Origin of the sequence: Paenibacillus sp. FSL L8-0663 (genome assembly GCF_038008125.1) — a bacterium.
In the GTDB taxonomy this organism is placed as follows: Bacteria; Bacillota; Bacilli; order Paenibacillales; family Paenibacillaceae; genus Paenibacillus; species Paenibacillus polymyxa_D.
Genome location: NZ_JBBOYM010000001.1, coordinates 27546 through 53914 on the forward strand (window position 1 = coordinate 27546; position 26369 = coordinate 53914).

Sequence of the window (26369 nt, forward strand, 5' to 3'; positions counted from 1 at the left end):
TGCCTTATCTTATTGATGATTTATTCAGTTTGTCGATTTGGAAATGTCGAAAAACTATAATTCGACATATTACGACAAAGGATGTCGAATGAGGGGAATCATTTAGGATTTTATTGTATTTTAATCCATTATTCCGAATATTAAAGGAGCTGATATCTTGCACCAGCCACTCAGTGAAGAAAAAGTTTTTAAAGACCCGGTACATAATTACATCCATGTTCAGGATACTGTGATATGGCGGTTGATCAACACGCCGGAGTTCCAGCGTTTACGGCGCATACGGCAGCTAGGCACGTCGTATCTTACGTTTCATGGAGCGGAGCATAGCCGGTTTTCACACTCATTGGGCGTATATGAGATTACGAGAAGTATTATTTCTCAATTTGAACGTGGAGATTTCCCAGATTGGCCGAAGGAGGAAAGGCTGGTTGCTCTGTGTGCGGCTCTATTGCATGATGTGGGGCACGGCCCATTTTCTCATTCAATTGAGGAAGCCTTTCATATGAACCATGAGGATTGGACATGCCGCATTGTACTGGGAGACACGAAGATCAACGCCGTGCTACGGCAAGTCGACGAGAAGCTTCCACAAAAGGTGGCTGCGGTTATAGCCAAAACGTATGATAAGCCGATTGTTGTCAACCTGGTAACCAGTCCGCTAGATGCCGATCGTATGGATTATTTGTTGCGGGATGCTCACTCGACAGGCGTCAACTACGGCACGATTGATTTGGATCGTATTTTACGACTGCTGCGTCCTCATAATGGGAGAATTGTTGTGAAGGAATCAGGTATGCATGCAGTAGAAGATTATTTAATGTCACGCTATCAGATGTATTGGCAAATTTATTTTCATCCTGTAACACGCAGCTCGGAAATCCTTTTACGTAAAATTTTCAAGCGAGCAAAGGAATTGTTTAAAAACGGATATGAGTTTGGTTTTCTGCTGGACCCGTTGCCGGATCTGTTGAAAGGGGAGCTTACAGTAGAGCAGTATCTGATGCTCGACGAGTCATTAATCCAGACTGTATTTAGCCAGTGGAAACGAGAAAAGGACGAGATTTTAAGTGATTTGAGCAGCCGTTTTATGGACCGTAGATTGTATAAATATGTAGAGATTGAAAATATGGATACAGATACCATTGACAGTATTCGCGAAGCTTTGAAAGAGGCTGGTTTGCACCCTGAATATGATTTTGAAATTGATTTTCCAACAGATCTTCCTTATGATGTGTTTCGGCAGGGTGGCTCGACGGACAACCAGATTTTACTGCTTGGACGTCAGGGCGAGGTGAGTGAAATATCCGAAGTTTCGGAAATTGTGCGCTCAATAAGTGGTATTCACCGAGGAAAATATCATATGTATTTTCCCCAGAATAAATTGAACGCGGTAAAAGACAGGCTTCCTGCCGAAATAAGGAATTATTTTGTCAAAGAATAGACAACTATATAGAAATGTAAGTAAAAAAAGGAGATGTAAGCCTTGGAATTATTCGACACTCATACTCACTTGGATGCGCCACAATTTGACGAAGATCGTGAAGAAGTTATAGCACGTGCTGTCGAATCAGGAGTAACGCGGATGATCAATATCGGATTTAATCGTGAGACCATTCCATCCACCATGAAATTGGCCGAGACGTACGATTTTATTTATGCGGCAGTTGGATGGCATCCGCAGGATGCGATTACAATGCAGGAGGGCGATCTAGAATGGATTGCATCGTTATGCAGTCATAAGAAGGTTGTAGCCATCGGGGAGATCGGTCTGGATTATTATTGGGATACATCACCGAAGGATGTGCAGCATCGGGTGTTTCGAAACCAAATTGGTCTGGCTCGTGAGCTCAAAATGCCTATTGTTATTCATAACCGGGATGCACATGAAGATATTGTTAAGATTTTGCGCGAGGAAAAAGCGAGTGAGATTGGCGGAGTCATGCATTCCTTTTCGGGTAGCTGGGAGACAGCCAAAATGGTGCTGGATATGGGATTTCATCTTTCCTTCGGTGGTCCAATAACGTTCAAAAATGCCAAGCAGCCAAAAGAGGTGCTCGCACAGGTGCCGCTGGACCGTCTGCTCATTGAAACTGATGCTCCCTATCTGACGCCTCACCCGTTTCGTGGGAAGCGAAATGAGTCTGCACATGTGAGACTGGTGGCAGAGGCTGCAGCCCAAATCAAGGGGATTACAGTGGAGGAATTAGTGTCAATAACGACCCGAAATGCCCTGGAACGATTTGACATTCAATGAAAAAGTGAAGAAATCGATCAAAATAAAGAGATAGACGAAGCTAATCATGAATTTGTTGCAGGAAACTCGAGAATATTACAATATTTTAACCGAATATTTTAAAAAATGTACTTGAAACCTGCTTTACAACATGCATAGAAACAGGATATCATCTTTTCAGTGAATTGTTGTTTGAATGTAAACATCAACAAGTCATTTCATGAACCAGTCTCGCTGAGTCCCTTTTACAGGGAACGGGGGAACCGATATGGCTTACAGTACGTCCGGCGTATGTGCAAGAAGGGAACGTCTCTTCCGCCAGCCGGCTCGACCTAAATTCTTTTCCCGGATGGGATTGAACAGGTGGAGGAGCCGTATTTCGATTTCTTTCTGGGTCTTCGGGGTGAATGTGAAGGCGACCGCCATGAGCGGTTGACCCAAGCTAGGGCGACTCTCTACGTCCGAACCCGACAGCTAACCCCGTAAGCGTAACAAGAGAGAAGCCATCTCGTGCATGAGTTTTCCCGCATATTCACACATGCCGGAAGCCACGAAAGAGCTCTCTAGTCTCTTTCTCTGGCTTTTTTTGTTGTGAATAAAAGAAAATCTGTCATCATACTGTGGTTAAACAGGGGAGGACAGCATGCCGCGAAGACGGGTACATGGTGCAGGACAGTCGTAGTTTGGGCTTGTCTTGTAGAAAATCTGTTATAGTCACGTCAAATCTCAACTATGTCTTACTCCAGACGGCGGGCTATGTAAGGAGGACGGAGGAAATGGGCATTTTCCAAAAAAAGGATACCCATGAGTCACGCTCATCCAGCATGTCTTACGTATTGCGTTGGAAGCAAGAGAATGTGCGCCAGGCTGCTTTGGTTGCTATTTTTCTAATCGCGCTAACGATTATGATTTCAATTCTGATGTACACGCAATCTAAAAAACAAGTCTTTTTTGTCATCGATGGCAAGGCATCTGCGGTAGAAACCCGGGAATCCAAGCTTCAAGATTTGCTGAGCGAGCATTCCATTTCACTTCAGCCGCATGATACAGTTTCCATGCCGCTAAATGGAGCAATACAGGATGGGGATCGCGTAGTCATTAAACGTGCCAATCAGGTTAAAGTATCTTCAGGCAATGAGACGAAAAAGCTGTACACAACAGAAAATACAGTAGAAGGTGCCATTCGTACCTCGGGCTATAAATTATCGTCAACGGATAAAGTTTATCCTGCGTTGGATGCCTCTGTTTCGTCTAACATGGACATAAAAATCGTCCGTGTGAAGAAACAGCAGGTCGAACAGAAAAAACAGGTGCCTTATCAGGTCATCAAAACGGCCGATCCGAGTCTTTATAAAGGCGATAATCGGGTCATTCAAAGTGGCAAATCGGGTGTGGTCGTCCAGCACGTTCAAAAGGTATATCATGATGGAAAATTGGTATCCAAACAGCTGGTTAACAAGGAAGTTGCACAAAACCGTGTGGATAAGGTCATTGCGGTAGGAACGAAGAAAAAACCGGTCGTTCTTGCTGCTTCCGTCGGTCCCAATGATGCGGTTAAGGCAACAACGGTTAGTTCGGGCAGTGCTGTCCGTAAAGCAGGCGTAAATTTTAAGTATAGCAAAGTTTTACAAAATGTCTCCATGACGGCATATTCCTCACAGGAGCCAGGTATCGGTACACGTACTGCATCCGGCGCACGTGTCACGGAAGGACGCACCATCGCGGTCGATCCGAGTGTAATTCCAATCGGTTGGTGGGTGTATATCGAAGGGGTGGGCTTCCGCCGTGCGGAGGATACCGGTGGCGCGATTAAAGGCCACAAAATCGATGTGTATTATGAGAGTTTGAGCCGAGCCAACCAATTTGGTCGTAAGCACGGTAAAACCGTATATGTTATCGGACCGGTAAAGCCTGAAATCAACTAAAACAGGTTGTGTATATTGAGGGCAATGCGATAGTATTAACAACATAGTTATGCCATGCTAAGAAGAGGATATCCTCTTCTTATTTTGTTTTCAAAAGCAGGGAAAGATAAATATAGCTTGCTGTTAGCAGTGGAGGGAAATGCAAATGATCAAGGAAGTGATCGTGGTAGAGGGCCGGGATGATACGGTGGCCATTCGCCGCGCTGTTGAAGCGGATACAATAGAAACTGGCGGCTCAGCCATTAATAAAATGACGCTGCGTAAAATTGCATTGGCGCAGGAGCGGCGGGGGGTCATCATTTTAACCGATCCCGATCATGCAGGGGAGCGCATTCGTAAGATTATCGCTTCCAAGGTACCCGGCTGCAAGCAGGCTTTTATACCCGAGGCAGAAGCGACGCGCAAAGGAGATATTGGCGTGGAGAATGCCTCACCAGAAGCGATCAGACACGCCCTTGCACGGGTCCATACGACAGTGGAAGGCGCCGACCCGCTGATTGAGTGGGCGGACCTGATTGATGCTGGACTTATCACCCACCCCAATGCTGCTGCACGCCGTATGGCCTTAGGGAATGTGCTAGGTATTGGTTATTGTAACGGAAAGCAGCTACATAAACGGCTCTCTGTATTTCAGATCAGCCGCGAGGAATTTGCCGGGGCGCTGGCACAAATTGAAAGTGAAGGATTGTGATGTCCGTATGACAGGGATTCAAGATATAGCAACACCGCGGCGTACGAAGGAAATTATTCAACGGCACGGTTTTTCGTTCAAAAAGAGCTTGGGACAAAATTTCCTGATTGATCAAAATATTCTCAATAAGATTGTAAATGCTGCCGGATTGGATGAGACGAAGGGTGCACTTGAGATCGGTCCTGGGATTGGCGCTTTGACTGAGAAACTGGCGCAATCGGCCAAGACAGTTACCGCTGTCGAGATTGACCAGCGGCTGCTGCCAATTCTCGAAGAGGTGTTGGCCCCTTACGAGCATGTGAAGGTACGTCATGGAGACGTGCTGAAGCTGGATTTGCGCGAGGTGTTCGCAGCCGATTTTGCAGACGTGAGCAAAGTAAGTGTCGTGGCTAATCTGCCGTACTACGTTACTACACCGATTCTGATGAGGCTGCTGGAGGACAAGCTCCCTCTGGAGAATATCGTCGTTATGATCCAAAAAGAAGTGGCTGAACGCATGGCTGCGTCTCCTGGAACGAAGGATTACGGCAGTCTGAGCATTGCGGTGCAATATTACAGCGAACCTGAATTAGTCTGTACTGTGCCGAATACAGTATTTATTCCCCAGCCGAATGTGGAGTCTGCAGTCATCCGGCTGCGTGTACGGGAAGCCCCTCCGGTGGAAGTGGTGGATGAGAAGCACTTCTTTGAAGTGGTTCATGCTGCTTTTGCCCAGCGTCGTAAAACCATCTCCAATAACTTAAAAAGCCGTTTCTTCACCAAAGAGAACAGGGACACGCTGGAGCCGTTGTTGCAACAGGCTGGTATTGAACCCTCCCGTCGAGGAGAAACGCTAAGTATTGAGGAATTTGCGCGTCTCAGCGCTGTGCTGTTGGAGGCAGGTATATCCTAAGCTGGAACCAAACTGTGCATTCACCCATACGATATAGGAGGGGTGATACAGTGTGATGAGTTTAGGAGACTTGGTCGTTCGGAAATCGTACGGCGGAGATGTCACGTTCCGTGTTGAGGACATCCAGCGGGATAAAGCGATCATTAAGGGAATAGAATTTCGGCTGCTGGCTGATTCTCCGGTGAACGATCTGGTCAGAGTGCCTGCAGACCAGATTAGCGGTAAGACTCAGCAGGCCCACATTAAGGCTGGTGAGTCTCTTAATCTCTTGCAACGGGCACGCCAGCAGCAAGCTGCTCGTAGTCAGGCAGCTCTCGTAGGGGACTGGAGTGATCCGGTCGAGTCAACGTATTTTGAAATGCCGGGAAAGGTTCTTCATCTGGATGGAGATCCCAGCTATCTGAAAAAATGTCTTACTTTATATGAACAGCTCCGTGTTCCTGCAGAGGGACATCACGTTCACGAATCGGCAATGGCGGACACGTTGTACCGACTGCTTCCCCGTATCCGTCCGGATATCGTAGTCATTACCGGACATGACGGTGTGCTGAAGCAGCCACAGCCTTACGATTTGTACAGCTTGAAAAGTTATAAAAATTCGCAAAATTTTGTGGCGGCAATTCAGGTAGCAAGACAATATGAACGTCATCTGGATTCGCTGACGATTGTAGCGGGGGCGTGCCAATCCCATTTTGAGGCGCTGCTACGTGCGGGAGCGAACTTCGCCAGCTCACCAGGGCGTATCCTGATTCACGCGCTGGACCCCGTTTACGTGGCTGCCAAGGCGGCCTTTACTTCGATCCGTGATACGGTGAATATGGGGGACCTGTTTCACCAGACAATCAGCGGCAGTCGCGGAGTGGGTGGAATTGAAACCAGAGGAAGCTATCGCATCGGCCTGCCGAAGCTTGAAAATTTGTCAACGCTTAAAGTAACGCCTTCTGCAATCTAGGATTCAAATGTGCCAATAGGATTGACTTGAACAAAAAGCCTCTGCTTTCAGAGGCTTTTTGTCATTTTTTATATAAATTATTCCTGTACGCAAAAAATTAAATTGACAACTTATTTTTCGTGTTGTTATAATATTTAGCTTGATTTGACAATCCCTCTAAAATTCGTTATAATGGACAAGGAAAGAGGTGGTCGTTAGGCAATGGCTAAAAATACGCTGTTGGAAATCAAACGCAGTCTCGACGCACATGTAGGGCAAAAAATTTTGCTGCGGGCTAACGGCGGACGCCGTAAGACCGTCGAACGAACTGGTGTCTTGGAAGAAACGTACCCTTCTGTTTTTATCGTCAAGCTGGATCAGGAGCAACAGACGTTTAAACGTGTCTCCTACAGCTATGCTGACATTCTTACCGAGTCGGTGGAAGTCAGCGTATATGATCCCGACTCCCATACAAGTGTAGTCGAATATTTTGAAACACCTTAATTGATTTCGTGATTTATACCAGCTTTGCAGGTTTAACGACGGCTTCGTCATTTCAAATGACGGGGCCGTTTTGTATATACAGAGCAGGATGAAGCATGACATCTCTGCACATACTAAGCCGGGAATGATCTTCCTTATTCCATTGCCGAAGGGGGCGTATGTATGAGCAGAAGAAGACGGAGTGTCATGTCGGAGGAGCTAAAGTACGAGCTGGCCAAAGATCTTGGATTTTACGACACGGTCAAGGAAGAAGGCTGGGGAGGCATTAAAGCCAAGGATGCGGGCAATATGGTCAAGCGGGCTATCCAACTTGCCGAGCAGGCAGCTTCCCGCAAATCGTAAACATCGGTGGTGCTGATGAAAAGCGGGGATATCCGGGATTAGACCGGGTTATCTCCGCTTTTTTGAACCTCATGACTTGACACGCTGAGTCTGATATAATATGTTAAGCTGTCTTGAGGGAAAAGTTGAAGGTGGGTGAACGCCTTGAAAATATATGAAAAAGCACCGGCGAAAATCAATTTAATGCTTGATGTTCTACGTAAGCGGGACGATGGTTATCACGAGGTCGAAATGATTATGACCATGGTCGATCTGTCTGACCGATTGACGATGTCCGAGTTACCGCGTGATACCATTATTATTTCAAGTCAAGCCGGGTACATACCATTGGATGAAAAGAATTTGGCTTTTCAGGCTGCGCGTCTGATCAAAGAACGTTATAACGTGTCTACGGGCGTCCACATCCATCTGGATAAGCACATCCCGGTGGCGGCAGGGTTAGCGGGTGGAAGTAGTGATGCTGCCGCAGCGCTGCGTGGACTGAACAAGCTATGGAAGCTTGGTATCTCGGATGCAGAATTGAGGGTGCTGGGTGCGGAGCTGGGCTCAGATGTACCTTTCTGTATTACAGGGGGTACAGCTTTAGCGAGCGGACGCGGAGAACTGCTCAAGCCACTTCCGAATCCGCCACAATGCTGGGTGATCCTTGCGAAGCCGCCGATTAATGTATCGACGGCAGAAGTGTATGGTCGTGTCAAAGCAGATCAGATTGCGTACCACCCGTCTGCCCGCCAGATGGAGCATGCGATCCGTAACGCTTCTTTTACCGATGTATGCAACGCGCTGGGGAATGTACTTGAGGATGTAACACTAAAGCTGTATCCAGAGGTAGAGCATCTCAAAAACTCCATGATTCGCTTAGGAGCAGACGGTGTGCTGATGTCAGGTAGTGGACCTACGGTGTTCGGACTGGTATCGAAGGAAGCCAAAGTGCCACGGATTTACAATGGACTAAGAGGGTTCTGTAAAGATGTGTATGCAGTACGACTTTTGACCTGATTTTAGATACTTTTTTCTTATTATAGTGGTAATTGTTGTACAAATACGTACGAAGATGATATATTTACTATTAAATATTCGGATTTTACTATATCACTTACATTCCGCCAGCAACCGGCCAGTCCGCCGGTGCTTTACTGTACAAAGCGGGCGGCAGGAGAATAGATCGCGAGGAATTGTTGTGAAAAAACTTAAAAGAAGCTCACGATTGGTGGAAATGACGCAATTTTTGTTGTCACGGCCGCATACGCTGGTGCCTCTTACTCATTTTGCGGATCGCTACGGGGCAGCTAAGTCGTCCATAAGCGAGGATCTGGCCATCATCAAGGAAGTATTTGAGGATGAGGGCACTGGCGAGCTTCTGACGCTGGCGGGAGCGGCAGGGGGCGTGAAACTGATCCCGAGGCTTTCCAAGCAGCATGCGCTTGCGTTTGCGAACGACCTGTGTGCGCAACTGGAGCAGCCTGACCGCATATTACCGGGAGGATACCTGTATTTGTCCGATTTGCTGGGCCAACCTGCGATGATGAACGAAGCTGGTAAAATATTCGCAACCGCTTTTGCCAATCGTCAGATTGATGTGGTTATGACGGTGGAGACCAAGGGTATTCCACTTGCCTATGCAACCGGAGCACAGCTGAATTTGCCAGTCGTTCTCGTACGGCGTGATCATCAGGTAACAGAAGGCTCGGCTGTAAGTATTAATTATGTTTCAGGATCACAAAAGAGCCTGCATACGATGTCTTTATCCAGACGTGCGATGCGTGAGAAATCGCGTGTGCTCATCGTAGATGATTTTATGAAGGCCGGGGGCACGATTCAGGGGATGGTCGACTTGCTGGCTGAGTTTGATGCTGAGGTGGCCGGTGTAGGTGTGCTGGTAGAATCGGGCGAGGTGGAGAACGAAGAGCGCCTGCTGCACGATTATATTTCACTGGCGAATCTGACCGCAGTCGATTCTCGAAGCAAGCAAATTACGGTCAAGCTGGGCAATTATTTTGATGAGTGAACAAGGCAGTAAATTGTCACAATCCATCATAAAATACCTAAATATGTCGAAAAGAAATCTTTTCAAAAAAATTACCTGAATTTAGGATACGAATTGCCGAAAAAAAGAAGGATTTCGAACTGCTGTGTGGAATGTATACACCAAGTCCTATTTGGAAAAAGGTGGTGAAACACACATGCAGATTACGGATGTTAGACTCCGCCGAGTGAACTCAGAGGGAAGAATGAAGGCGATTGCATCCATTACGATTGATAACGAGTTTGTTGTTCATGACATCCGAGTTATCGACGGTAATAACGGGATGTTCGTGGCTATGCCAAGCAAACGAACTCCAGACGGAGAGTTTCGCGATATCGCTCACCCGATATCTTCAGGAACCCGTGAGAAGATCCAAGCTGCTGTATTGACTGAGTACGAACGTGCAGCTGTGGATGAAGAAGTTGCTATTGAAGAAGGCGCTTAATTCGCCTAAAGCAGGATTGGGGAACAAAAGAAAAAGAGAGCCACTAACTGTGGCTCTCTTTTCTTTTTGTCTGGAATGAGATATATTCTTTAGTGAGTTAACAGTCAGTTTTAAGGCAACTTGGAGCCATCCGGGCTGCCGAAGCGGCTTTTTCATAAGACAGGGACTAGGCAGCGATGCGTCCCGGGGATGAATGTCCAGCACAAGCTGGCCTGAAAAAATAGCCATTAACCAAAGGTTCGCCGTTATTTTTCAGGAGGATTGTGAAAAGTTAAGCAAAATCTGATCTGGGAATTAACGTTTTAGCCAAGGGGTAACTGTTATTTTCAGGATAGGAGGTTGGACTTGTTGGAAAGGTTGGCAGTCATTCTTGCCGCAGGGCAGGGAAAACGTATGAAATCCAAATTATATAAAGTTCTGCATCCGGTGTGCGGAAAACCGATGGTCGGGCATGTGCTCGACACGGTTCGTGAAGTCGGTGTGTCCCGAAGTGTAGTCGTCGTGGGTCACGGAGCAGAGGCGGTACAGTCTTATTTGGGACCGTCGGCAGAATATGCGCTTCAGGCAGAGCAGTTGGGAACGGGCCATGCTGTCAAGCAAGCCAAGGACTTGCTCGGTCAGGAAAAAGGTACAACCATTGTCATTTGTGGGGATACTCCTTTGATCACAGCGGAAACGCTGGAGGGCTTGGTGCAACTGCACGAGAGCCGTGGGGCGGCTGCGACGATTCTGACCGCTGAGTTGGACGACCCGAAAGGATATGGACGAGTTATTCGTGATGCTTCCGGGGCCGTGCTCAAGATCGTGGAACAGAAAGATTGTTCACCTGAGGAAGATGCTGTCCGGGAGATCAATACGGGAACGTACTGCTTTGACAATGCCAAGCTGTTTGCAGCGCTGGACAAGGTAACGAACACCAATGCACAGCAGGAATATTACCTGACAGATGTCATTGGTATTTTGCATGGTGAAGGTGAGCAGGTTGAGGCGTATTTGACACATGATGTGTCTGAATCCATTGGTGTTAACGACAGAGTCGCTTTGTCGGTAGCTGAGGGCTATATGCGTGAGCGCATCGTTCGCAAGCATATGCTGAATGGCGTCACTGTCATTGATCCGTCTTCTACCTATATCGGGAGCGAGGTTATTATTGGTTCCGATACGGTACTGTACCCGAACACATGGCTGCATGGTCAAACACAAATCGGAGAAGATTGTGTGATTGGTCCGCAGGCTGAGATTCAGAATACGATTATCCATTCAGGCGCGACGGTAAAACATTCGGTGTTGAACGAAGCGGAAGTGGGAAGCAGTACATCTGTGGGGCCGTTTGCTTATCTGCGTCCAGGCGCGAAGCTTGGCGAACATGTGAAAATTGGTGATTTTGTTGAGGTGAAAAATGCGACCATTGGAGATCATTCCAAGGTGTCTCATTTGAGCTATGTCGGTGATGCCAAGGTGGGTACAAACGTAAATATTGGCTGCGGGGCAATAACGGTCAATTATGATGGATATAATAAATCCATTACAGAAATTGAAGACGATGCCTTTATTGGCAGCAACGTGAATCTGATCGCCCCGATTAAGATTGGAAAAGGTGCTTATGTTGTAGCAGGCTCCACTGTAACACATGCTGTCCCTGATAACGATCTGGCCATTGCCAGACCACGTCAAGAGAACAAAGCCGGATATGCGGACAAAATCCGCGCACGTGCCAAAGCGAAGAAGAAAAGATCGGAATGACCTTAATCAGCAAGCTGTTGAATCTGTAATGAATGAACCAGCACGGAGGGTTTCTATTAATGACTTATTGCGATTCCAAACTCAAAATATTTACTTGTAACTCCAATCCGAAGTTAGCCCACCAGATTGCGGACTATATCGGCATCCCAATGGGGGAATCCCATACCACATCGTTTAGTGACGGTGAAATCCAGGTTAAGCTGTCGGAAAGCGTACGCGGCTGCCATGTGTATATTGTGCAGTCAACTTGTCTGCCGGTTAACGACAACTTGATGGAGTTATTGGTTATGATTGATGCACTTAAACGCGCTTCTGCCAAAAGTATCAATGTCGTTATGCCATATTACGGTTACGCTCGTCAGGATCGTAAAGCTCGTTCACGCGATCCGATTACAGCGAAACTTGTCGCTAACTTGATTGAAAAAGCGGGAGCTCACCGCGTAATCAGTATGGATTTGCATGCGATGCAGATTCAGGGATTCTTTGATATTCCAGTGGATCATATGCTGGGAGCGCCAATTTTGGCCCAATATTTCCGTTCCAAGCAAATTGAGAACCCAATTGTAGTTTCACCCGATCATGGCGGGGTTGTTCGTGCGCGCAAGCTGGCGGACTTCCTGAGTGCACCGCTTGCTATTATTGATAAGCGTCGTCCAGAACCAAATGTCAGTGAAGTGATGAACATCATCGGGAACATTGAGGGTAAAACGGCTATTTTAATTGATGATATCATTGATACAGCCGGAACGATTGTATTAGGTGCAAATGCGCTTAAAGAAGGCGGCGTAAAAGATGTGTATGCGTGTTGTACACATGCTGTGCTGTCCGGTCCTGCGATGGAAAGACTGGAGAATTCACCATTAAAAGAGGTGGTTGTGACGGATACAATCCCGATCGTTCACCCGAATCCGACAAGCAAGCTGAAGGTATTGTCTGTGGCTCCATTAATGGGAGAAGCTATCATCCGTGTGCATGAAGAATTGTCGATCAGCAAACTGTTTGAAATCGAATAAGCGCTGGCTCATCAAAAAAGGGGTTGCCTTTTCCATATGGAAAAGGTAACCCCTATCAGCATGTCAGGCTAAAAGCCTGGGCGAGATATGAATGTGAAACGTTGACGATTGTATAGTGTGTCCTCTATTTCGACAAAATGCTCATTAAAACGCGCAACGATGCCAATCTGAATATGTACATTCCCGTCATATATCTGGACAGGAACGGAATGTTTTAAATGATATAGAAAATGGCTGTCATATAAGAGGATATCACCTTGATTGAGCATACCGGCACGCACCTTCCTATTCATAACAGGATTTTGCAAAATTCGATTCCAGTCGCTCCAAAGTGCAATATATAGACGAACTAGACCATTTCGATCTATATATTGTTCATTGAAAGTCGCTTATTAGATTTTTGCAAAATCCTCAATACAACTATTTTACCAAAAAATCAAGACTGCGAAAGAGGGTGTCAAGGTTATGAAGTGGATTGTAGGATTGGGCAACCCCGGTCCCCAATACGAGAAAACGAGACATAATGTCGGATTTATGGCATTGGATGCTCTTGCCTCGCGTCATAACATCCAGATTAACCAAAGCAAATGCAAGGCGTTGATTGGAGAGGGCCACATTGGTGGCGTAAAAACCGTACTGATTAAGCCAATGACCTATATGAATCTATCAGGCGAGTCTCTACGTGCCTATATGGACTATTACAAGGCCGATATGGAAGATCTGATTGTCGTGTACGATGATCTGGATACAGAAGTCGGTAAAATAAGATTGCGTTATCAAGGTAGCGCAGGCGGTCATAACGGCATTAAATCGATCATTCAGCATACCGGCACGCAGTCCTTCAATCGGATTCGTATGGGCATTTCCCGCCCGGAGCCTGGACATGCTATTGTCGATTATGTTCTGGGTACCTTTCCAAAGAAGGAAAAAGAATTACTGGCCGGAATGATCGAGGACACGTGCAACGCCTTAGAACACAGCTTGAGTCATCCGTTTGAACGGACGATGGCCGAATTCAACAAGTAAGTTCAGACGTAGGCAGACGGGCTTAAATGGAAGATTGTTGGACATACTGAAAGGTATAGAAAACTTTCAGGAGGCATATACATTACATGGTTGTTAATTATGTATGCAGACATTGTCGAACTTTCTTGGGACGAATTGATTCCGCGGCAATAACCGAAGAAAGGTTGGGCTTCCATTCCTTGACCCCTGCCGAACGTAGAGATATAATAGCGTATAATTCGGGTGGTGAAGTGACCGTCAAAGTCATTTGCGAGCATTGCAGTCAAGCATTGGAGAATAATCCAGAGCTGAGTCTGCTCGTTAATCCGCTCCAATAACAGGTATTCAACTGGTAGGATGTACCAGCTTGAGAGGTGAAGCGGCAATTCCGCTTATGGAGCCTTGGCAGCATTGCTGAGGCTTCTTTTTCGGTTTACATGTAACTATTTATAAGCATAAAGGGGTGCCTTTTTTGTTACAAGCACTTATTCAGGCTTTTACGAAGGATGCTGATTATGCATCCATTGCAGCAGGTATTTCATCAGGGATGAAGGAACAACTGATATCAGGTTTATCAGGCTCTTCCCGACAGGTACTGATGGCCGCGCTTGCCGAAGATACCGGACGACCGTTAATGGTCATGACGCACAATATGTTTGCCGCTCAAAAAATAGCAGATGACTTACAGGAAGCGCTTTCTCCTGATCAGGTTTTATTGTATCCTGCTAATGAACTGGTAGCTGCTGAAGCTGCCATATCCAGTCCAGAGACATTGTCCCAACGAATTGATGTATTGATACGCTGCGCCCAGGGTTTTCGTGGGATTGTTGTCGTGCCGTTTTCTGGTGTCCGACGTTTACTGCCAATCCCGGAAACATGGCGTGAGGCTCGTATTGAGCTGAAAGAAGGCGAAACGCTTCAGCTGGAAGCGTTTTTGCTACATATGGTCGAGATGGGCTACCAACGTGTAGAGCGTGTAGAATCACGTGGAGAGATGAGCGTACGCGGAGGAATTATTGATTTTTATCCAATGACAACCCGTTGGGGTTATCGTGTGGAGCTGTTTGACGATGAAATTGATTCGATCCGTAAGTTTGATCCGCAAGATCAGCGTTCGGTGGAAAAGGTTCAGGACGTTGCCGTAACACCGTGTAAGGAAGTTATTGCGAATAACCAGCGTATGGACCAGGCGGCGGATGCCGCTGCTATTTTGTTGGAGGAGCAGCTGGGCAAAATGACGGATCGTCAAGCTAAGCAGCACCTGAAAGAAGAGATTCATCGTGAAATTGAGTTGCTGCGAGAGCATGTGTATTTTGACGAAATCTATAAATATATCTCCCTGCTGTATCCTGAACGTAAAACCCTAGCAGACTATATGCCGGAAGATACGATTCTGATTATTGACGAACCGGCACGTATGCTGGAAACAGCCAAGCAACTGGAACGGGATGAGTCAGAATGGAATCTGCATTTGCTTCAAAACGGTAAAACGTTACCGCAGCTAGAACTGTCAGATGACGCGGACAATCTGTTGTACAACCGGAGATTTCAGACGTTGTTCCTGTCGATTTTCCTCCGTCAGGTTCCTCATACCCAGCCACAAAATATTTTGAATTTCATCTGCCGAGGAATGCAGGATTTCCATGGCCAAATGAATGTGCTCAAGGCGGAGATGGATCGTTGGCGCAAAGCCGGCACACAGGTTATGATGCTGGCAAGTGGAGATGAACGTCTGGACCGGATGCGCCGAGTGCTTGAAGATTACGGTATTGATGAGCCGACGATGGCTATCGGCAATCTGCAAAGCGGTTTTGAAATGCCATCTATTCATCTGGCAGTCATTACTGAGGGAGAGATGTTTTCTCAGAAGCAGCGGAAAGCTCGTAAGCAGGGCCGGCATGTGGACAATGCAGAACGGATTAAGAGCTATAGCGAGCTGAAGGTGGGCGACTACGTCGTACACCAAAATCACGGGATCGGGAAGTACATGGGGATCGGCACGCTGGAGGTTGGCGGTATCCATAAGGATTACATGCATGTCCTCTACGCGGGTGGAGATAAGCTGTCTGTGCCGATTGAACAAATTGATCTGATTCAGAAATATGTCGGCTCAGAGGACAAGGAACCCAAGATTTATAAACTGGGTGGCAATGAGTGGACACGGGTTAAAAGTAAGGTGCGCAGCTCGGTTCAGGATATTGCGGATGACTTGATTAAGCTATATGCAGAACGACAGTCGGCACCAGGGTTTGCTTTTGAAAAGGATTCACCGGAGCAACAAGAGTTTGAGGATATGTTCCCGTATGATGAGACTCGTGACCAGATTCGGGCCATTGAAGAGATTAAGAAGGACATGGAGCAGAGTCGCCCGATGGATCGTTTGCTATGCGGTGATGTAGGTTACGGCAAAACTGAAGTCGCTATTCGTGCTGCTTTTAAGTCTGCTATTGAGGGCAAACAAGTAGCGGTGCTGGTACCGACGACGATTTTGGCACAACAACACTATGAGACGTTCCGTGAACGTTTTTCAGGGTATCCGTTCAATATTCAGGTATTGAGCCGTTTCCGCTCGCGCAAAGAGCAGAATGAGACGATTAAAGGAGTTCGGCAAGGCACAGTCGATATTGTCATTGGTACCCATCGTCTGTTGTCGCAGGATCTGGTGTTTAAGGATCTCGGAATGCTGATTGTCGATGAAGAACAGCGATTTGGCGTAACTCACAAGGAAAAGCTGAAGAAGCTGAAAACGAACGTAGATGTGCTGACGTTAACGGCAACACCTATTCCACGTACGTTGCATATGTCCATGCTGGGTGTACGTGACTTGTCAGTCATTGAGACGCCACCGGAAAACCGTTTTCCAGTGCAAACCTATGTGGTTGAGCACAGCCAGACTCTAGTTCGTGAGGCCATTGAACGCGAGATGGCACGCGGTGGACAGGTGTACTATCTGTATAATCGCGTGCAGGGCATTCAGGAGATGGCTGCCGAGATCAATGCACTTGTACCGGAGGCCAAGGTGGGCGTGGGTCACGGACAGATGTCCGAAACCGAACTGGAGAAAACTATTTTGGATTTCCTGGATGGCGAATATGATGTCCTGGTCAGCACCAGCATTATCGAAACTGGCGTGGATATTCCCAATGTGAATACACTCATTGTGCATGATGCCGATAAAATGGGGCTATCTCAGCTTTATCAGCTGCGTGGGCGTGTAGGTCGTTCCAATCGGATTGCCTATGCTTATTTCACGTACCAGCGGGATAAGGTGCTTACGGAAGTGGCGGAGAAGCGCCTTCAGTCGATTAAAGAATTTACAGAGCTGGGCTCCGGCTTCAAGATTGCAATGCGCGATTTGTCCATCCGCGGCGCGGGTAACTTGCTTGGCGCTGAGCAGCATGGATTCATCGCATCCGTCGGCTTTGATCTTTACTCGCAGATGCTGGCTGAGGAAATTAATAAACGTAAAGTCAGCGTACTTGGAGAAGAGGATCAGTCCAATCGGAATTGGAGTACGTCGATTGATTTAGGCGTCGATGCTTACCTGCCGGGTGACTATATTTATGACAGCATCCAGAAAATTGAGATTTATAAAAAGGTTGCAGCGGTCAGTACCTTTGACGAGGCTTCTGAACTGGAGGATGAACTGGTCGACCGATTTGGCGATCTGCCAGAGGCTGTGCGTCATTTGCTAGCCGTGGCTCGCCTCAAGGTATATGGACGCATGTATGGCATCGAGTCCATAGTGCAACGGGATGACAATATCGTGTTGAAATTCCATGAAGGGCGTCAGCAGGCGGTACAGACCGCCAAACTTGCCGAGATTGGCAATCGCTTTGAAAGACGTGTACAATTTGAACAGGGCACATCTATGAGCGCACGCATAAAGGGCAAAGGTCTAAATGATCCACAGTTGCTAGAACTGCTGGAACAATTTTTGAGTGCATTGAAAGAAGCATTCACATTGAAGGAGGAACTGCAAAATGCCACAACTAAATAAAAGAAAACCTTGGAGAATGCTCTCCTTGGGAATGGCAGCGCTGCTAGCTATATCGGTTCTGGCAGCATGTACGAAGCAACCGGATGAGAACAAGGTCAAGGATGAACCGAAGGACAACAGCAAGGTTGTCGTGACCTATAAGGGTGGAACGATTACCGAAAATGAGTTCAACCAAGAAATCAGTATGATGAAATTCCTGTACCCAGAGTATGAGGCTGCGTTAGCTTCGGATCAGGTACGAGAGCAAATTGTAAAGCAGGAAGTGGTGTACAAGCTTCTGGCGGCTAAAGCGGACGACAAAGCCAAGGAGCAGGGTGCCAAAGAAGGGAACGAACAACTGGAGCAGTATAAAAAGTCAGTCGGAGAAGATAAGTTCAAGACATTTCTGAGTGATAAGAAACTGACTGAACAAGGTGTGAAAGATTACTTCACGCGTGTAATGACGGTAATCAACAGCGAAACTAACAAAGTAACAGATGATCAGCTAAAACAGGAATTTGAGAAAAATAAAGATCAATTCACGACAGCAACCGTGCGTCATGTATTGATTAACTTCCAAGATCCTAAAACAAAGAAACAGCGCAAAAAAGAGGATGCCCTCAAGCTGGCGAAAGAAGTGAAGGCGAAGCTGGACGGAGGAGCGGATTTTGCGACGATTGCCAAGAAATATTCAGAAGACCCAGGTTCTGCGTCTAACGGAGGTCTGTATGAGAATGCATCCGTAGCGCAATGGGTACCTGCCTTTAAAGAGGCCGCTGAGACCCAACCGATTAACAAAATCGGTGAGCCGGTGGAAACGGAATACGGATATCACGTGATCAAAGTGGAGTCCCGCAATGAGCCAACGTTTGATAAATTGAAAGACAACGAAAAGGCTGCCCTGAAAAATAAATTGGCCGGGGAAAGTATCCAAAACTTTACCGAAAATGATTTGACGAAACTTGATTTGAAAATCAATCTGCCGAAGGTACCAGCTACGCAAGAGAAAAGCGGTGCAACTTCTGGTGCCGGTAGCACAACTACACCGGGCGCAACAACAAACGGTACGGGCGATGCCAAGGCAGGAACAGCCAAAGATGGAGCTACAAACGAAGGTAAATAACTGAACATGCATAAGGAATTGGGAACAGATGAATACTATGGTCAGATATCACCATAAACACCATGACCGTGACGTTCTTCGTGACCGCTTCTGGGGGAGTGGAAGCGTCTTTCGATACCGTCAGTAGTTTACTAAATTCTTCTTGAGAAAGTGGGGCAACATGTGAAATGAAAGCTACTGGTATAGTTCGCCGTATTGATGACCTTGGGCGGGTAGTTATTCCAAAGGAAATTCGCCGCACCTTGAGAATTCGTGAAGGAGATCCGCTTGAGATTTTTGTGGATCGTGACGGAGAAGTCATTTTGAAAAAGTATTCACCTATTGGTGAACTTGGTGATTTCGCCAAAGAATATGCTGAGTCCCTGTTTGAAAGCACGGGCCATATTACAATGATTACCGATCGGGACACCATTATTACGGTGGCTGGAGGCTCTAAAAAAGAGTTTCTGGACAAGCCAATCGGTAGCATTATCGAAGGTAGTATGGATAATCGCAAAACTGTGCTGGAGACAGCCAGCGGCTCTTATGAGCTAACGCGAGACCACGAAGAAACACTCTCGTCCTTTGTGGCGGCTCCCATTGTTTCCGGTGGTGATCCCATTGGTTCCGTTGTATTGTTGAACAAGGACGAAAATGTAAAAATGTCCGAAATGGAGGTCAAAATGGCTGAAACAGCCGCTGGCTTCCTGGGCAAACAAATGGAACAGTAACATCCCGTTTCACCCCTGTATGACGTACAGAATGGCGAAAGCCGTCCTACGTTGCACAGGGTTTTTTTTCTTTCCGTGAGAAGAGGCGGTATAATAGGACTCGGGTAAGATGCATATTTCAGGTGGGAGTGGAGACGGAGAATGCAGGAAAATCGCGCCGCTTCGCGGCTGCTACGAGGTGCTGTCATTTTGACACTGGCAGCGGTAGCGAGCAAGCTGATCGGCACAGTGCAAAAAATCCCGCTGCAGAATATCGGCGGCGACGGCGTGTTTGGCATTTATAATACGGTTTATCCTTTTTATACGCTGTTCATTACCATTGCAGCTGCTGGATTTCCGGCTGCAATATCCAAATTTGTAGCTGAGTTTGAGGCAGTGGGAAACCGAGCAGCGGGGCAACGTGTTGCTCGGTTATCTTCGCTTGTCTTGGGTGTCTTCGGATTAATCCTGGGCGTGCTGATGTATACGTGTGCGCCGCTCATTGGTCAATGGATCGACAATGCTCACGTCATTCCGTCGGTGAGGGCGGCGGCGTTTGCCTTTTTGTTCGTGCCGGTTATGGCGGGACTGAGAGGATATTTTCAAGGTTTGCAAAATATGCTTCCGACTGCTGTTTCCCAAGTGACGGAGCAGGCGATAAGGGTAAGCGTGATGATTATACTGTTGCTGCTCATGCTGTCACAAGGAGCGGGAGCAGATATGATTGCTGCCGGAGCCGTGTTTGGTTCAGCAGCAGGTGGAGCAGCGGGCTTGGTCGTCATGTTGCTATATTGGCGAAATCACAGGAAGAGGCTTAGAAGGCAAGGGACGGTCATGGCGACAGTGCAAGCACAAGCTGGAGAGCTACACCCAGCGGAAAGCAATGGTGCCTTGTTAAAGGCGATACTGCGTTATGCCCTGCCTGTTTGCCTTGGAGCGCTAGCCGTTCCGTTAATTAGCCTGGTAGACACATTTACTGTACCTCGCTTGTTAAAGCAGGAGGGATTGGACGATACTGCGGTTATGGTGGCCTTTGGCGTGTATAACCGAGGTCTGCCGCTGGTACAGCTAGTCATGATGTTTGCCACCACCCTGTCGGCATTATTCATTCCATCGCTGGCTGAGGCCCGGGTAACCGGCGGTACGGAACTGGCACGTCGCCAGTGCGAGCAATCGCTGCGCTGGTTTTGGCTACTGGGACTGGCCGCTGCGACAGGCTTGATCGTGCTGGCTGTGCCCGTCAATGTGATGCTGTATGCGGACGACACCGGCAGCGGGGTCATGCGCTGGATGGCGCTAACCGCCGTTGGCGGCACGCTCAGCATCATCTCGGCTGCGCTGCTGCAAGGGCTTGGCGCGGTTCGCGCGCCGGCTCTAGCGATGCTCGCGGCCGCAGCAGCCAAGGCGCTGCTAAACTGGCTGCTCGTGCCGCAGCTAGGCACGGCTGGAGCCGCCATTGCGGGGGCTGTCGCCTATCTGCTGGCGGCAGTGATCAACATCGTGCTGCTGGCTCGCTTGGTAGGCCTGCGCGCGAGCTGGTCCGCCAGCGTGCTCAAGCCGGCGGCGCTGCTTATCGCCCTGGCTGGTGCGGCCGGGGCAGCGATGTGGGGCACCAGCGCTGTGCTGGGTGCCTTGGGGTGGGCTGCCGAAGGTCGTGCCACGGCAGCCGTGGAGAGCCTGCTGGGTGTAGCCGCAGGCGCCGCAGTGTTCGTGATCGGCCTCGCACGCTTGAGGCTGATCACGGAAGCCGAGCTTGTGGCGGTGCCCAAGCTCGGACGCCCGCTGGCAGCCGTGCTGCGCAGGCTACGTGTACTGGCTTAGCCAGGCATACGGCTTACGGCGTGAATCGGCACAGCCATTTTATGAGCCTATACCACTTTGTGGTATAGTAATGCCAAAGCAAAGGAAGCGGAGGCGGGGTTAGGCCGTGCATTTTTTCGAGCATGAGCCTTGTTTCTGCGAAACGGAGGATGGGATATGAGCGTAACATTAACGGTCGTAGGTTTGGGCTCGGGGGATCCGGATCAGCTTACGATAGGGATATTGAACAAAATGCGAGGCGCTTCAGCGCTGTATCTGCGGACCAAGGAGCATCCTGCGGTTCAAGTGCTGAATGAGTTTGAGGTGGCTTTTGAGTCGTTTGACGAGGTATATGAGACAAAAGAGTCTTTCCCAGAGGTATACGAGGAAATTACCAGCCAATTGATTACGACGGCTGCTAAGGCGGCAGACGGAAGCGAAATCGTCTATGCGGTTCCTGGTCACCCTATGGTGGCAGAAGCAGCGGTGCAGTTGCTTAAGGAGCGTTGTCCTGCGCAAGGGATTGAACTGAATATTCTGGGCGGCGAAAGTTTCCTGGATGAAGCTTTTGTGCGTCTTGGTTTTGATCCGATTGAGGGTTTTCAGCTGCTGGACGCAGGAACACTGGATGCCAGCTGGCTCCAGCCTCAGCTGCATACGCTGATCGGACAGGTGTATGACACCTTTACGGCTTCTGATGTGAAGCTGTGCCTGATGGAGCGGTATCCTGACGATTATGAGGTATATGTCGGTCACGCTCTTGGGGTAGAAGGGGAGGAAGCGGTGCACAAGGTACCGCTGTACGAGCTGGATCGAGTAGAGGGCTACGGGAACCTATCCTTGGTATACGTACCTCGCAGTGAAGATGAAGCGCTGAAACGGCGTTCTTTTGACCGTTTACACGAGATTGTCGATATTTTGCGCAGCCCGGAAGGCTGTCCTTGGGATCGTGAACAGACACATCAGTCGATTCGCAAAAATCTGATCGAAGAAACGTATGAAGTCATCGAAACGATAGATGAGGACGACCCTGAGCATATGAAGGAAGAGCTGGGCGATCTGTTGTTGCAAATTTTGCTGCATGCCCAAATGGAAGAGGAAGTCGGAACCTTCAATGTGTATGATGTTATCCAGGGGCTGAATGATAAGCTTATTTTCCGTCATCCACATGTATTTGGTGACAATCAAGCGAATGATGCGGAAGAAGCGCTGCAAAACTGGGAGCAGATGAAGGCTGAGGAAAAACGGCTTAAAGGCACGACGGCGGCATACCCTTCTGTACTGGACGGGGTTCCGCGAGATCTGCCTGCTCTTATGAAATCGTACAAGCTCCAGAAGAAAGCAGCTAAAGTGGGCTTTAACTGGGATAGCATTGAGGGCGTATTCGATAAATTGGACGAAGAAGTGGCTGAGCTGAAGGAAGCGGTTCGTGAAGGGCATGCTGCGGAAGCCCAGTTGCTGGAGTTAGGCGATGTGCTATTTGTTGCCGTGAATGCAGCCCGGTTTATGGGAGTAGACCCGGAAGAGGCATTGTCGGCTACCAATCGCAAATTTGTCGACCGTTTCCAGTATATTGAGCAGAAATTACGCGAGCAGGGGCGTCGTCCCGAAGAAAGCAGCGTAGATGAAATGGAGACTTACTGGCAGGAAGCGAAAAAGTTCCTTGGTAAAGCGTGATTCCACATATTCGCTTTTGGCTGCACAGAACAGTAAAATGAGACATATGCAGGGTTGAAAGAAGGCCCAGTTTGAGAGGACTTGCCAATGGGCAGAGTTTTGTAGTAGGATGTTGGCTTAACTGGGGTCGAATAAAAAAACGCCTGTCATTGCAGGATTTTTACGGACAAGCCAGAATAACTTGTAGTAATTCTGAAAATAACTGTAGCTTATAGTTAAGCGTGTTACAGTGACATTCAGAAGGGCTTCGGCCACAGTTGGACCTCACGTCTGCTCCATCAATGGACATGTAGCGTGATGATTATTTTTTGACATTTGGGAGGCTTTTATCTTATGAACAAGACAGATCTGATCAACAATATTTCCAGCAAAAGCGGTTTGAGCAAACGTGACGTTGAAGCTGTATTGAATGGCGTTCTTGGTGAAATTACAGATGCACTCGCTAGCGGTGACAAAGTGCAACTGATCGGCTTTGGTACTTTCGAAACACGCAAGCGTTCCAGCCGTACAGGCCGCAATCCACAAACCGGTAACACGATTGAAATTCCAGAATCGACCGTTCCTGCTTTTAAAGCCGGTAATAAGCTTAAAGAAGCCGTTAACTAATGCGTCTTGATAAATTCTTGAAAGTCTCGCGGCTGATTAAGCGGCGTACGGTAGCCAAAGACGTCTCCGAACAAGGGAGAGTGCTGGTGAACGGACGCGAAGCCAAGCCGAGCAGTGCGGTCAAAGTAGGCGATGAAATTACCGTCCAGTTTGGCCAGAAGCTGGTGACCGTGCGAGTGGAACGGCTCGCCGACACTACACGCAAGGACGAGGCTGCAAGTATGTACACGTTGGTAAAGGAAGAGCCTATTGCCAGGGACAATGGTTTAAACTGGTAAGCAGACATCTGACTTTCTCACAACTGTACATGAAAGCATTCCTTCATTATTTTATGAAGGAATGCTTTTTTTCTTTAGATGACGAGTTTTCGTCCATCATATGCTGATTAACAGCAAAAGCGGTTCTAAATCATACGGCCCCCTTCATAAGCTAAGAACAGAAGGAGGGGTACATGCCATGATTGAACAAGGGAAGTCGAAGCACCATGATCTGCGCATGCAAAGCCGCAAGCAACTCGATATTTCAGGCGTCAGCAATGTGGAGAGCTTTGACAGTGAAGAATTTTTGCTTCAGACCGAGCTGGGCCATCTCACCATTCGCGGACAACATTTACATATCAAAAACCTCAGCCTAGAAGAGGGACTGTTGTCCATTGAAGGTCTGATTACTTCCCTCGTCTACCTGGAGCCCGGGGCCCCGGCTAAAAACGGAAAAAGCCTATTCGGCAAGATCTTCAAATGAACCCTTACACGCAATGGCTGACGTTAACGTGGATGCTGGTGTCGGGCATAGCCATGGGAGTGGTGTTTGACAGCTACCGGGTGCTGTCCATCCGCTTTCATTTTGCCCGCTGGAGCGTTCATATATTGGACGTGCTGTACTGGGTGGCCTCGGCTTTGTTTATTTTCCGTGTGCTATACGCGAGTAATCGCGGTGAGCTGCGGTTTTATGTCTTTTTAGGACTACTTTTGGGGGTTTGGCTCTATTTTTGGGCCTTTAGTGTTACAACCCAACGTTTTGTGGTAATGTTATTAGAGATAGTTCGCAGACTGACGTTGATCGTGAACAGCATACTGCGCATCCTGATTGTTCTTCCGGTGTTAGCGCTGTATCGGCTGTTACGCAAGCTAGTCGGATGGACATGGGCACTTATTGTGTTCCTGGGAAGGATGCTGATATACATCCTGATGCCGGTTTGGAAGCCGATCCTATGGCTGATCGGTCCACTTAAAGCGCGCTGGGGGACTCCAGAGTCGCTCGTAAAGCTGGGTATCAGACTGAAAAACACAGCGAAAAGATGGTTTGGAAGGAGGTAGTATCATGCGTAATTCGTCTGTAGATCGCCATTCATCTTCTACGTCCAAGTCCAACGCGGGCGGGCGCAGGCGAATCATGATTTGGTTGCTATCGCTTGCCGCCTTTGGTAGTTGGGCAATTTTTACCTTTTTTTCTCAAGGCATGATTATGGCCGATCGAAATGAACAGCTCATCCAGAAGGAAAAGCAGAAGCAAGCTGCTACACAAACGGAACAACAGCTTCAAACCGAAGTGAATCGTCTCAAGGACCCTGAGTACATTGGCGAGATTGCCAGAAGCAAGTACGGTCTTTACAAACCGGAAGAGACGCCAATCATCGGAGATCAGAAATAGGAACATTATCGGGCCAATGCTTAGTTGACCTTGGTTCCGCCATTTTGTATAATCAAATCACCACAGCGGGATTTTTTTGCAAAAAAATCGGTTGTATATTTTAAGGGAGGATCATTTTATTCTATGGCAATTGAAGTGGGCACCAAGTTAGAGGGCAAAGTGACAGGCATCACGCATTTTGGAGCATTTGTGGATTTGTCTGGAGGTGTCACGGGTCTCGTTCACATCTCGGAAATCGCCGATAACTATGTTAAGGATGTTAACGACCACCTGAAGATTAATGATGTCGTGACGGTGAAAGTCATTAATGTTGACAAAGATGGCAAAATCGGACTTTCCATTAAGCAAACGATTGACAAGCCGGCAAGTGAAGCCCGTCCCCCAAGAGCTCCAAGACCGGAGCGTACAGGAGGACCAGGCGGAGGCGACCGTTTCGGCGGTGGAGGTTCAGGTCCAAGTCAAGGACGCGGTGGTGGTGGCGGTGGTTTCAACCGCGATCGTGGAGGCCGTTCTTTCAAGCCTGCACCGGGTAAACCTTCATTTGAGGATAAAATGTCACGCTTCCTGAAAGATAGTGAGGAACGCATTTCGTCGCTGAAAAAGAACACCGAAGGTAAACGCGGGGGACGCGGCGCGAAGCGTGTTTAATTCACTTTGACAACCGTATCAACCATACACGGAAAACCGTACAGTCGAAAGACTGCTACGGTTTTTTTGCGTTCTACCGACAATAGATGCGACATGCAATGGCTGTGGGCGATAAATCCGGTTATCGTTATACATGTATTTTATGAGATTCGCAATTTTGATGAAGACGAGGAAGCATTCGTGCTGGAAAGCGAATGTTTTTTTTGTCGTGAGGACATAATCGTCCGACAAACTCCAACGGTTTTCCGTCTATCTTCTGTGCAAATCGCTAGTCTTGGTCATAGTGATGGACGACATAGAGAGGTCAAGCAAGGAGTTAAGAGACGCAACTTCCATCTGCTTCCATACGGGCGTAGCTTGATGTTCAAGGTGATGCTCTGTCCTTTCGCGCAGAACGTTTTTTTGTCGGAAATTTCTTGGAATAAGACGTGAGGTTCTGACAAACTT

General features: G+C 47.9%; 28 protein-coding genes and 1 riboswitch. Of the genes, 27 read left to right on the top strand and 1 reads right to left on the bottom strand.

The window, feature by feature from the left end:
• Positions 1-157: 157 nt before the first annotated feature.
• From MKY75_RS00130 to MKY75_RS00190, 13 genes are all read left to right on the top strand, one after another.
• Positions 158-1441, top strand: coding sequence for an HD domain-containing protein (locus tag MKY75_RS00130; RefSeq protein WP_103049269.1), 1284 nt, complete (start codon positions 158-160; stop codon positions 1439-1441).
• A 42-nt stretch (positions 1442-1483) separates the two neighbouring features.
• Positions 1484-2254: a TatD family hydrolase gene (locus MKY75_RS00135; RefSeq protein WP_340883943.1), complete on the top strand. Its 771-nt coding sequence runs from the start codon at positions 1484-1486 to the stop codon at positions 2252-2254.
• A 201-nt stretch (positions 2255-2455) separates the two neighbouring features.
• A riboswitch (cyclic di-AMP (ydaO/yuaA leader) is annotated at positions 2456-2738 on the top strand.
• A 271-nt stretch (positions 2739-3009) separates the two neighbouring features.
• A complete protein-coding gene (locus MKY75_RS00140; protein ID WP_023986430.1) occupies positions 3010-4158 on the top strand; it encodes a 3D domain-containing protein in 1149 nt (382 codons plus the stop codon).
• Between the two features lie 145 nt (positions 4159-4303).
• A complete protein-coding gene (rnmV, locus tag MKY75_RS00145) occupies positions 4304-4849 on the top strand; it encodes a ribonuclease M5 (protein WP_013308117.1) in 546 nt (181 codons plus the stop codon).
• A 7-nt stretch (positions 4850-4856) separates the two neighbouring features.
• Positions 4857-5741 (top strand): 16S rRNA (adenine(1518)-N(6)/adenine(1519)-N(6))-dimethyltransferase RsmA, encoded by an 885-nt coding sequence (gene rsmA / locus MKY75_RS00150; protein WP_340883946.1) that lies wholly within the window; start codon positions 4857-4859, stop codon positions 5739-5741.
• A 55-nt stretch (positions 5742-5796) separates the two neighbouring features.
• Positions 5797-6693 (top strand): sporulation peptidase YabG, encoded by an 897-nt coding sequence (gene yabG / locus MKY75_RS00155; protein WP_340887050.1) that lies wholly within the window; start codon positions 5797-5799, stop codon positions 6691-6693.
• A 201-nt stretch (positions 6694-6894) separates the two neighbouring features.
• Entirely contained in the window at positions 6895-7176 is a 282-nt protein-coding gene (gene veg, locus MKY75_RS00160; protein ID WP_013308120.1) for a biofilm formation stimulator Veg, read from the top strand.
• 162 nt (positions 7177-7338) lie between these two features.
• Entirely contained in the window at positions 7339-7518 is a 180-nt protein-coding gene (locus MKY75_RS00165) for a small, acid-soluble spore protein, alpha/beta type (RefSeq protein ID WP_007428013.1), read from the top strand.
• A gap of 144 nt (positions 7519-7662) precedes the next feature.
• Positions 7663-8517 carry a 4-(cytidine 5'-diphospho)-2-C-methyl-D-erythritol kinase gene (gene ispE, locus MKY75_RS00170; RefSeq protein ID WP_340883948.1) on the top strand — a complete coding sequence of 285 codons (855 nt, stop codon included), beginning with the start codon at positions 7663-7665 and terminating at the stop codon, positions 8515-8517.
• 181 nt (positions 8518-8698) lie between these two features.
• Entirely contained in the window at positions 8699-9526 is an 828-nt protein-coding gene (gene purR, locus MKY75_RS00175; protein WP_013308122.1) for a pur operon repressor, read from the top strand.
• A 175-nt stretch (positions 9527-9701) separates the two neighbouring features.
• Positions 9702-9989 (top strand): septation regulator SpoVG, encoded by a 288-nt coding sequence (gene spoVG / locus MKY75_RS00180; protein ID WP_007428016.1) that lies wholly within the window; start codon positions 9702-9704, stop codon positions 9987-9989.
• A 345-nt stretch (positions 9990-10334) separates the two neighbouring features.
• Complete coding sequence (glmU, locus tag MKY75_RS00185) at positions 10335-11732, top strand: bifunctional UDP-N-acetylglucosamine diphosphorylase/glucosamine-1-phosphate N-acetyltransferase GlmU (RefSeq protein WP_340883950.1); 1398 nt, start codon at positions 10335-10337, stop codon at positions 11730-11732.
• A gap of 59 nt (positions 11733-11791) precedes the next feature.
• Positions 11792-12745, top strand: a complete 954-nt coding sequence (locus MKY75_RS00190; protein ID WP_013308125.1) for a ribose-phosphate diphosphokinase — start codon at positions 11792-11794, stop codon at positions 12743-12745.
• A 68-nt stretch (positions 12746-12813) separates the two neighbouring features.
• Here the strand turns inward: MKY75_RS00190 and MKY75_RS00195 are convergent, their stop codons facing one another.
• Positions 12814-13014 carry a hypothetical protein gene (locus tag MKY75_RS00195; RefSeq protein WP_023986434.1) on the bottom strand — a complete coding sequence of 67 codons (201 nt, stop codon included), beginning with the start codon at positions 13012-13014 and terminating at the stop codon, positions 12814-12816.
• A gap of 196 nt (positions 13015-13210) precedes the next feature.
• Between MKY75_RS00195 and pth the strand changes: the two genes are divergently transcribed.
• From pth to MKY75_RS00265, 14 genes are all read left to right on the top strand, one after another.
• Positions 13211-13771, top strand: coding sequence for an aminoacyl-tRNA hydrolase (gene pth, locus MKY75_RS00200; RefSeq protein WP_061831840.1), 561 nt, complete (start codon positions 13211-13213; stop codon positions 13769-13771).
• A gap of 86 nt (positions 13772-13857) precedes the next feature.
• Entirely contained in the window at positions 13858-14088 is a 231-nt protein-coding gene (locus MKY75_RS00205; RefSeq protein WP_007428020.1) for an anti-sigma-F factor Fin family protein, read from the top strand.
• Between the two features lie 134 nt (positions 14089-14222).
• Positions 14223-17750 (top strand): transcription-repair coupling factor, encoded by a 3528-nt coding sequence (mfd, locus tag MKY75_RS00210; RefSeq protein WP_340883952.1) that lies wholly within the window; start codon positions 14223-14225, stop codon positions 17748-17750.
• Positions 17734-18852, top strand: coding sequence for a peptidylprolyl isomerase (locus MKY75_RS00215; RefSeq protein WP_209950314.1), 1119 nt, complete (start codon positions 17734-17736; stop codon positions 18850-18852). Before mfd ends, MKY75_RS00215 begins: the two co-directional genes overlap by 17 nt.
• Before the next feature lie 167 nt (positions 18853-19019).
• On the top strand, positions 19020-19562 hold the full coding sequence (gene spoVT / locus MKY75_RS00220) for a stage V sporulation protein T (RefSeq protein ID WP_029519371.1): 543 nt from the start codon (positions 19020-19022) through the stop codon (positions 19560-19562).
• Between the two features lie 141 nt (positions 19563-19703).
• A complete protein-coding gene (locus MKY75_RS00225; RefSeq protein ID WP_340883954.1) occupies positions 19704-21362 on the top strand; it encodes a putative polysaccharide biosynthesis protein in 1659 nt (552 codons plus the stop codon).
• A gap of 156 nt (positions 21363-21518) precedes the next feature.
• Entirely contained in the window at positions 21519-23018 is a 1500-nt protein-coding gene (gene mazG / locus MKY75_RS00230; RefSeq protein WP_340883956.1) for a nucleoside triphosphate pyrophosphohydrolase, read from the top strand.
• A 333-nt stretch (positions 23019-23351) separates the two neighbouring features.
• Positions 23352-23624: an HU family DNA-binding protein gene (locus tag MKY75_RS00235; RefSeq protein ID WP_007428028.1), complete on the top strand. Its 273-nt coding sequence runs from the start codon at positions 23352-23354 to the stop codon at positions 23622-23624.
• Entirely contained in the window at positions 23624-23902 is a 279-nt protein-coding gene (locus MKY75_RS00240; protein WP_016818913.1) for an RNA-binding S4 domain-containing protein, read from the top strand. The genes MKY75_RS00235 and MKY75_RS00240 overlap by 1 nt, the downstream gene beginning before the upstream one ends.
• A 178-nt stretch (positions 23903-24080) precedes the next feature.
• On the top strand, positions 24081-24365 hold the full coding sequence (gene yabP, locus MKY75_RS00245) for a sporulation protein YabP (protein ID WP_025721693.1): 285 nt from the start codon (positions 24081-24083) through the stop codon (positions 24363-24365).
• Complete coding sequence (yabQ, locus tag MKY75_RS00250; RefSeq protein ID WP_340883957.1) at positions 24362-24940, top strand: spore cortex biosynthesis protein YabQ; 579 nt, start codon at positions 24362-24364, stop codon at positions 24938-24940. Before yabP ends, yabQ begins: the two co-directional genes overlap by 4 nt.
• 4 nt (positions 24941-24944) lie before the next feature.
• Entirely contained in the window at positions 24945-25274 is a 330-nt protein-coding gene (locus tag MKY75_RS00255) for an FtsB family cell division protein (protein ID WP_029514621.1), read from the top strand.
• A 123-nt stretch (positions 25275-25397) separates the two neighbouring features.
• Positions 25398-25922, top strand: coding sequence for a S1 domain-containing RNA-binding protein (locus tag MKY75_RS00260; protein WP_014279051.1), 525 nt, complete (start codon positions 25398-25400; stop codon positions 25920-25922).
• A gap of 93 nt (positions 25923-26015) precedes the next feature.
• Complete coding sequence (locus tag MKY75_RS00265) at positions 26016-26354, top strand: hypothetical protein (protein ID WP_209950317.1); 339 nt, start codon at positions 26016-26018, stop codon at positions 26352-26354.
• The last annotated feature ends 15 nt before the right edge of the window (positions 26355-26369 follow it).

Excerpts from the sequence above, each read along its gene's own strand:
- MKY75_RS00225 (WP_340883954.1), top strand. The coding sequence starts at position 19,704 with ATGCAGGAAAATCGCGCCGCTTCGCGGCTGCTACGAGGTGCTGTCATT.
- MKY75_RS00240 (WP_016818913.1), top strand. The coding sequence starts at position 23,624 with ATGCGTCTTGATAAATTCTTGAAAGTCTCGCGGCTGATTAAGCGGCGT.
- yabQ (WP_340883957.1), top strand. The coding sequence starts at position 24,362 with ATGAACCCTTACACGCAATGGCTGACGTTAACGTGGATGCTGGTGTCG.
- MKY75_RS00165 (WP_007428013.1), top strand. The coding sequence starts at position 7,339 with ATGAGCAGAAGAAGACGGAGTGTCATGTCGGAGGAGCTAAAGTACGAG.
- spoVG (WP_007428016.1), top strand. The coding sequence starts at position 9,702 with ATGCAGATTACGGATGTTAGACTCCGCCGAGTGAACTCAGAGGGAAGA.
- yabP (WP_025721693.1), top strand. The coding sequence starts at position 24,081 with ATGATTGAACAAGGGAAGTCGAAGCACCATGATCTGCGCATGCAAAGC.
- mazG (WP_340883956.1), top strand. The coding sequence starts at position 21,519 with ATGAGCGTAACATTAACGGTCGTAGGTTTGGGCTCGGGGGATCCGGAT.
- MKY75_RS00140 (WP_023986430.1), top strand. The coding sequence starts at position 3,010 with ATGGGCATTTTCCAAAAAAAGGATACCCATGAGTCACGCTCATCCAGC.
- rnmV (WP_013308117.1), top strand. The coding sequence starts at position 4,304 with ATGATCAAGGAAGTGATCGTGGTAGAGGGCCGGGATGATACGGTGGCC.
- MKY75_RS00215 (WP_209950314.1), top strand. The coding sequence starts at position 17,734 with ATGCCACAACTAAATAAAAGAAAACCTTGGAGAATGCTCTCCTTGGGA.
- MKY75_RS00235 (WP_007428028.1), top strand. The coding sequence starts at position 23,352 with ATGAACAAGACAGATCTGATCAACAATATTTCCAGCAAAAGCGGTTTG.
- spoVT (WP_029519371.1), top strand. The coding sequence starts at position 19,020 with ATGAAAGCTACTGGTATAGTTCGCCGTATTGATGACCTTGGGCGGGTA.
- MKY75_RS00260 (WP_014279051.1), top strand. The coding sequence starts at position 25,398 with ATGGCAATTGAAGTGGGCACCAAGTTAGAGGGCAAAGTGACAGGCATC.
- MKY75_RS00205 (WP_007428020.1), top strand. The coding sequence starts at position 13,858 with ATGGTTGTTAATTATGTATGCAGACATTGTCGAACTTTCTTGGGACGA.
- MKY75_RS00195 (WP_023986434.1), bottom strand. The coding sequence starts at position 13,014 with ATGCTCAATCAAGGTGATATCCTCTTATATGACAGCCATTTTCTATAT.
- rsmA (WP_340883946.1), top strand. The coding sequence starts at position 4,857 with ATGACAGGGATTCAAGATATAGCAACACCGCGGCGTACGAAGGAAATT.
- yabG (WP_340887050.1), top strand. The coding sequence starts at position 5,797 with ATGAGTTTAGGAGACTTGGTCGTTCGGAAATCGTACGGCGGAGATGTC.
- MKY75_RS00255 (WP_029514621.1), top strand. The coding sequence starts at position 24,945 with ATGCGTAATTCGTCTGTAGATCGCCATTCATCTTCTACGTCCAAGTCC.
- veg (WP_013308120.1), top strand. The coding sequence starts at position 6,895 with ATGGCTAAAAATACGCTGTTGGAAATCAAACGCAGTCTCGACGCACAT.
- pth (WP_061831840.1), top strand. The coding sequence starts at position 13,211 with ATGAAGTGGATTGTAGGATTGGGCAACCCCGGTCCCCAATACGAGAAA.
- MKY75_RS00265 (WP_209950317.1), top strand. The coding sequence starts at position 26,016 with ATGCAATGGCTGTGGGCGATAAATCCGGTTATCGTTATACATGTATTT.
- MKY75_RS00190 (WP_013308125.1), top strand. The coding sequence starts at position 11,792 with ATGACTTATTGCGATTCCAAACTCAAAATATTTACTTGTAACTCCAAT.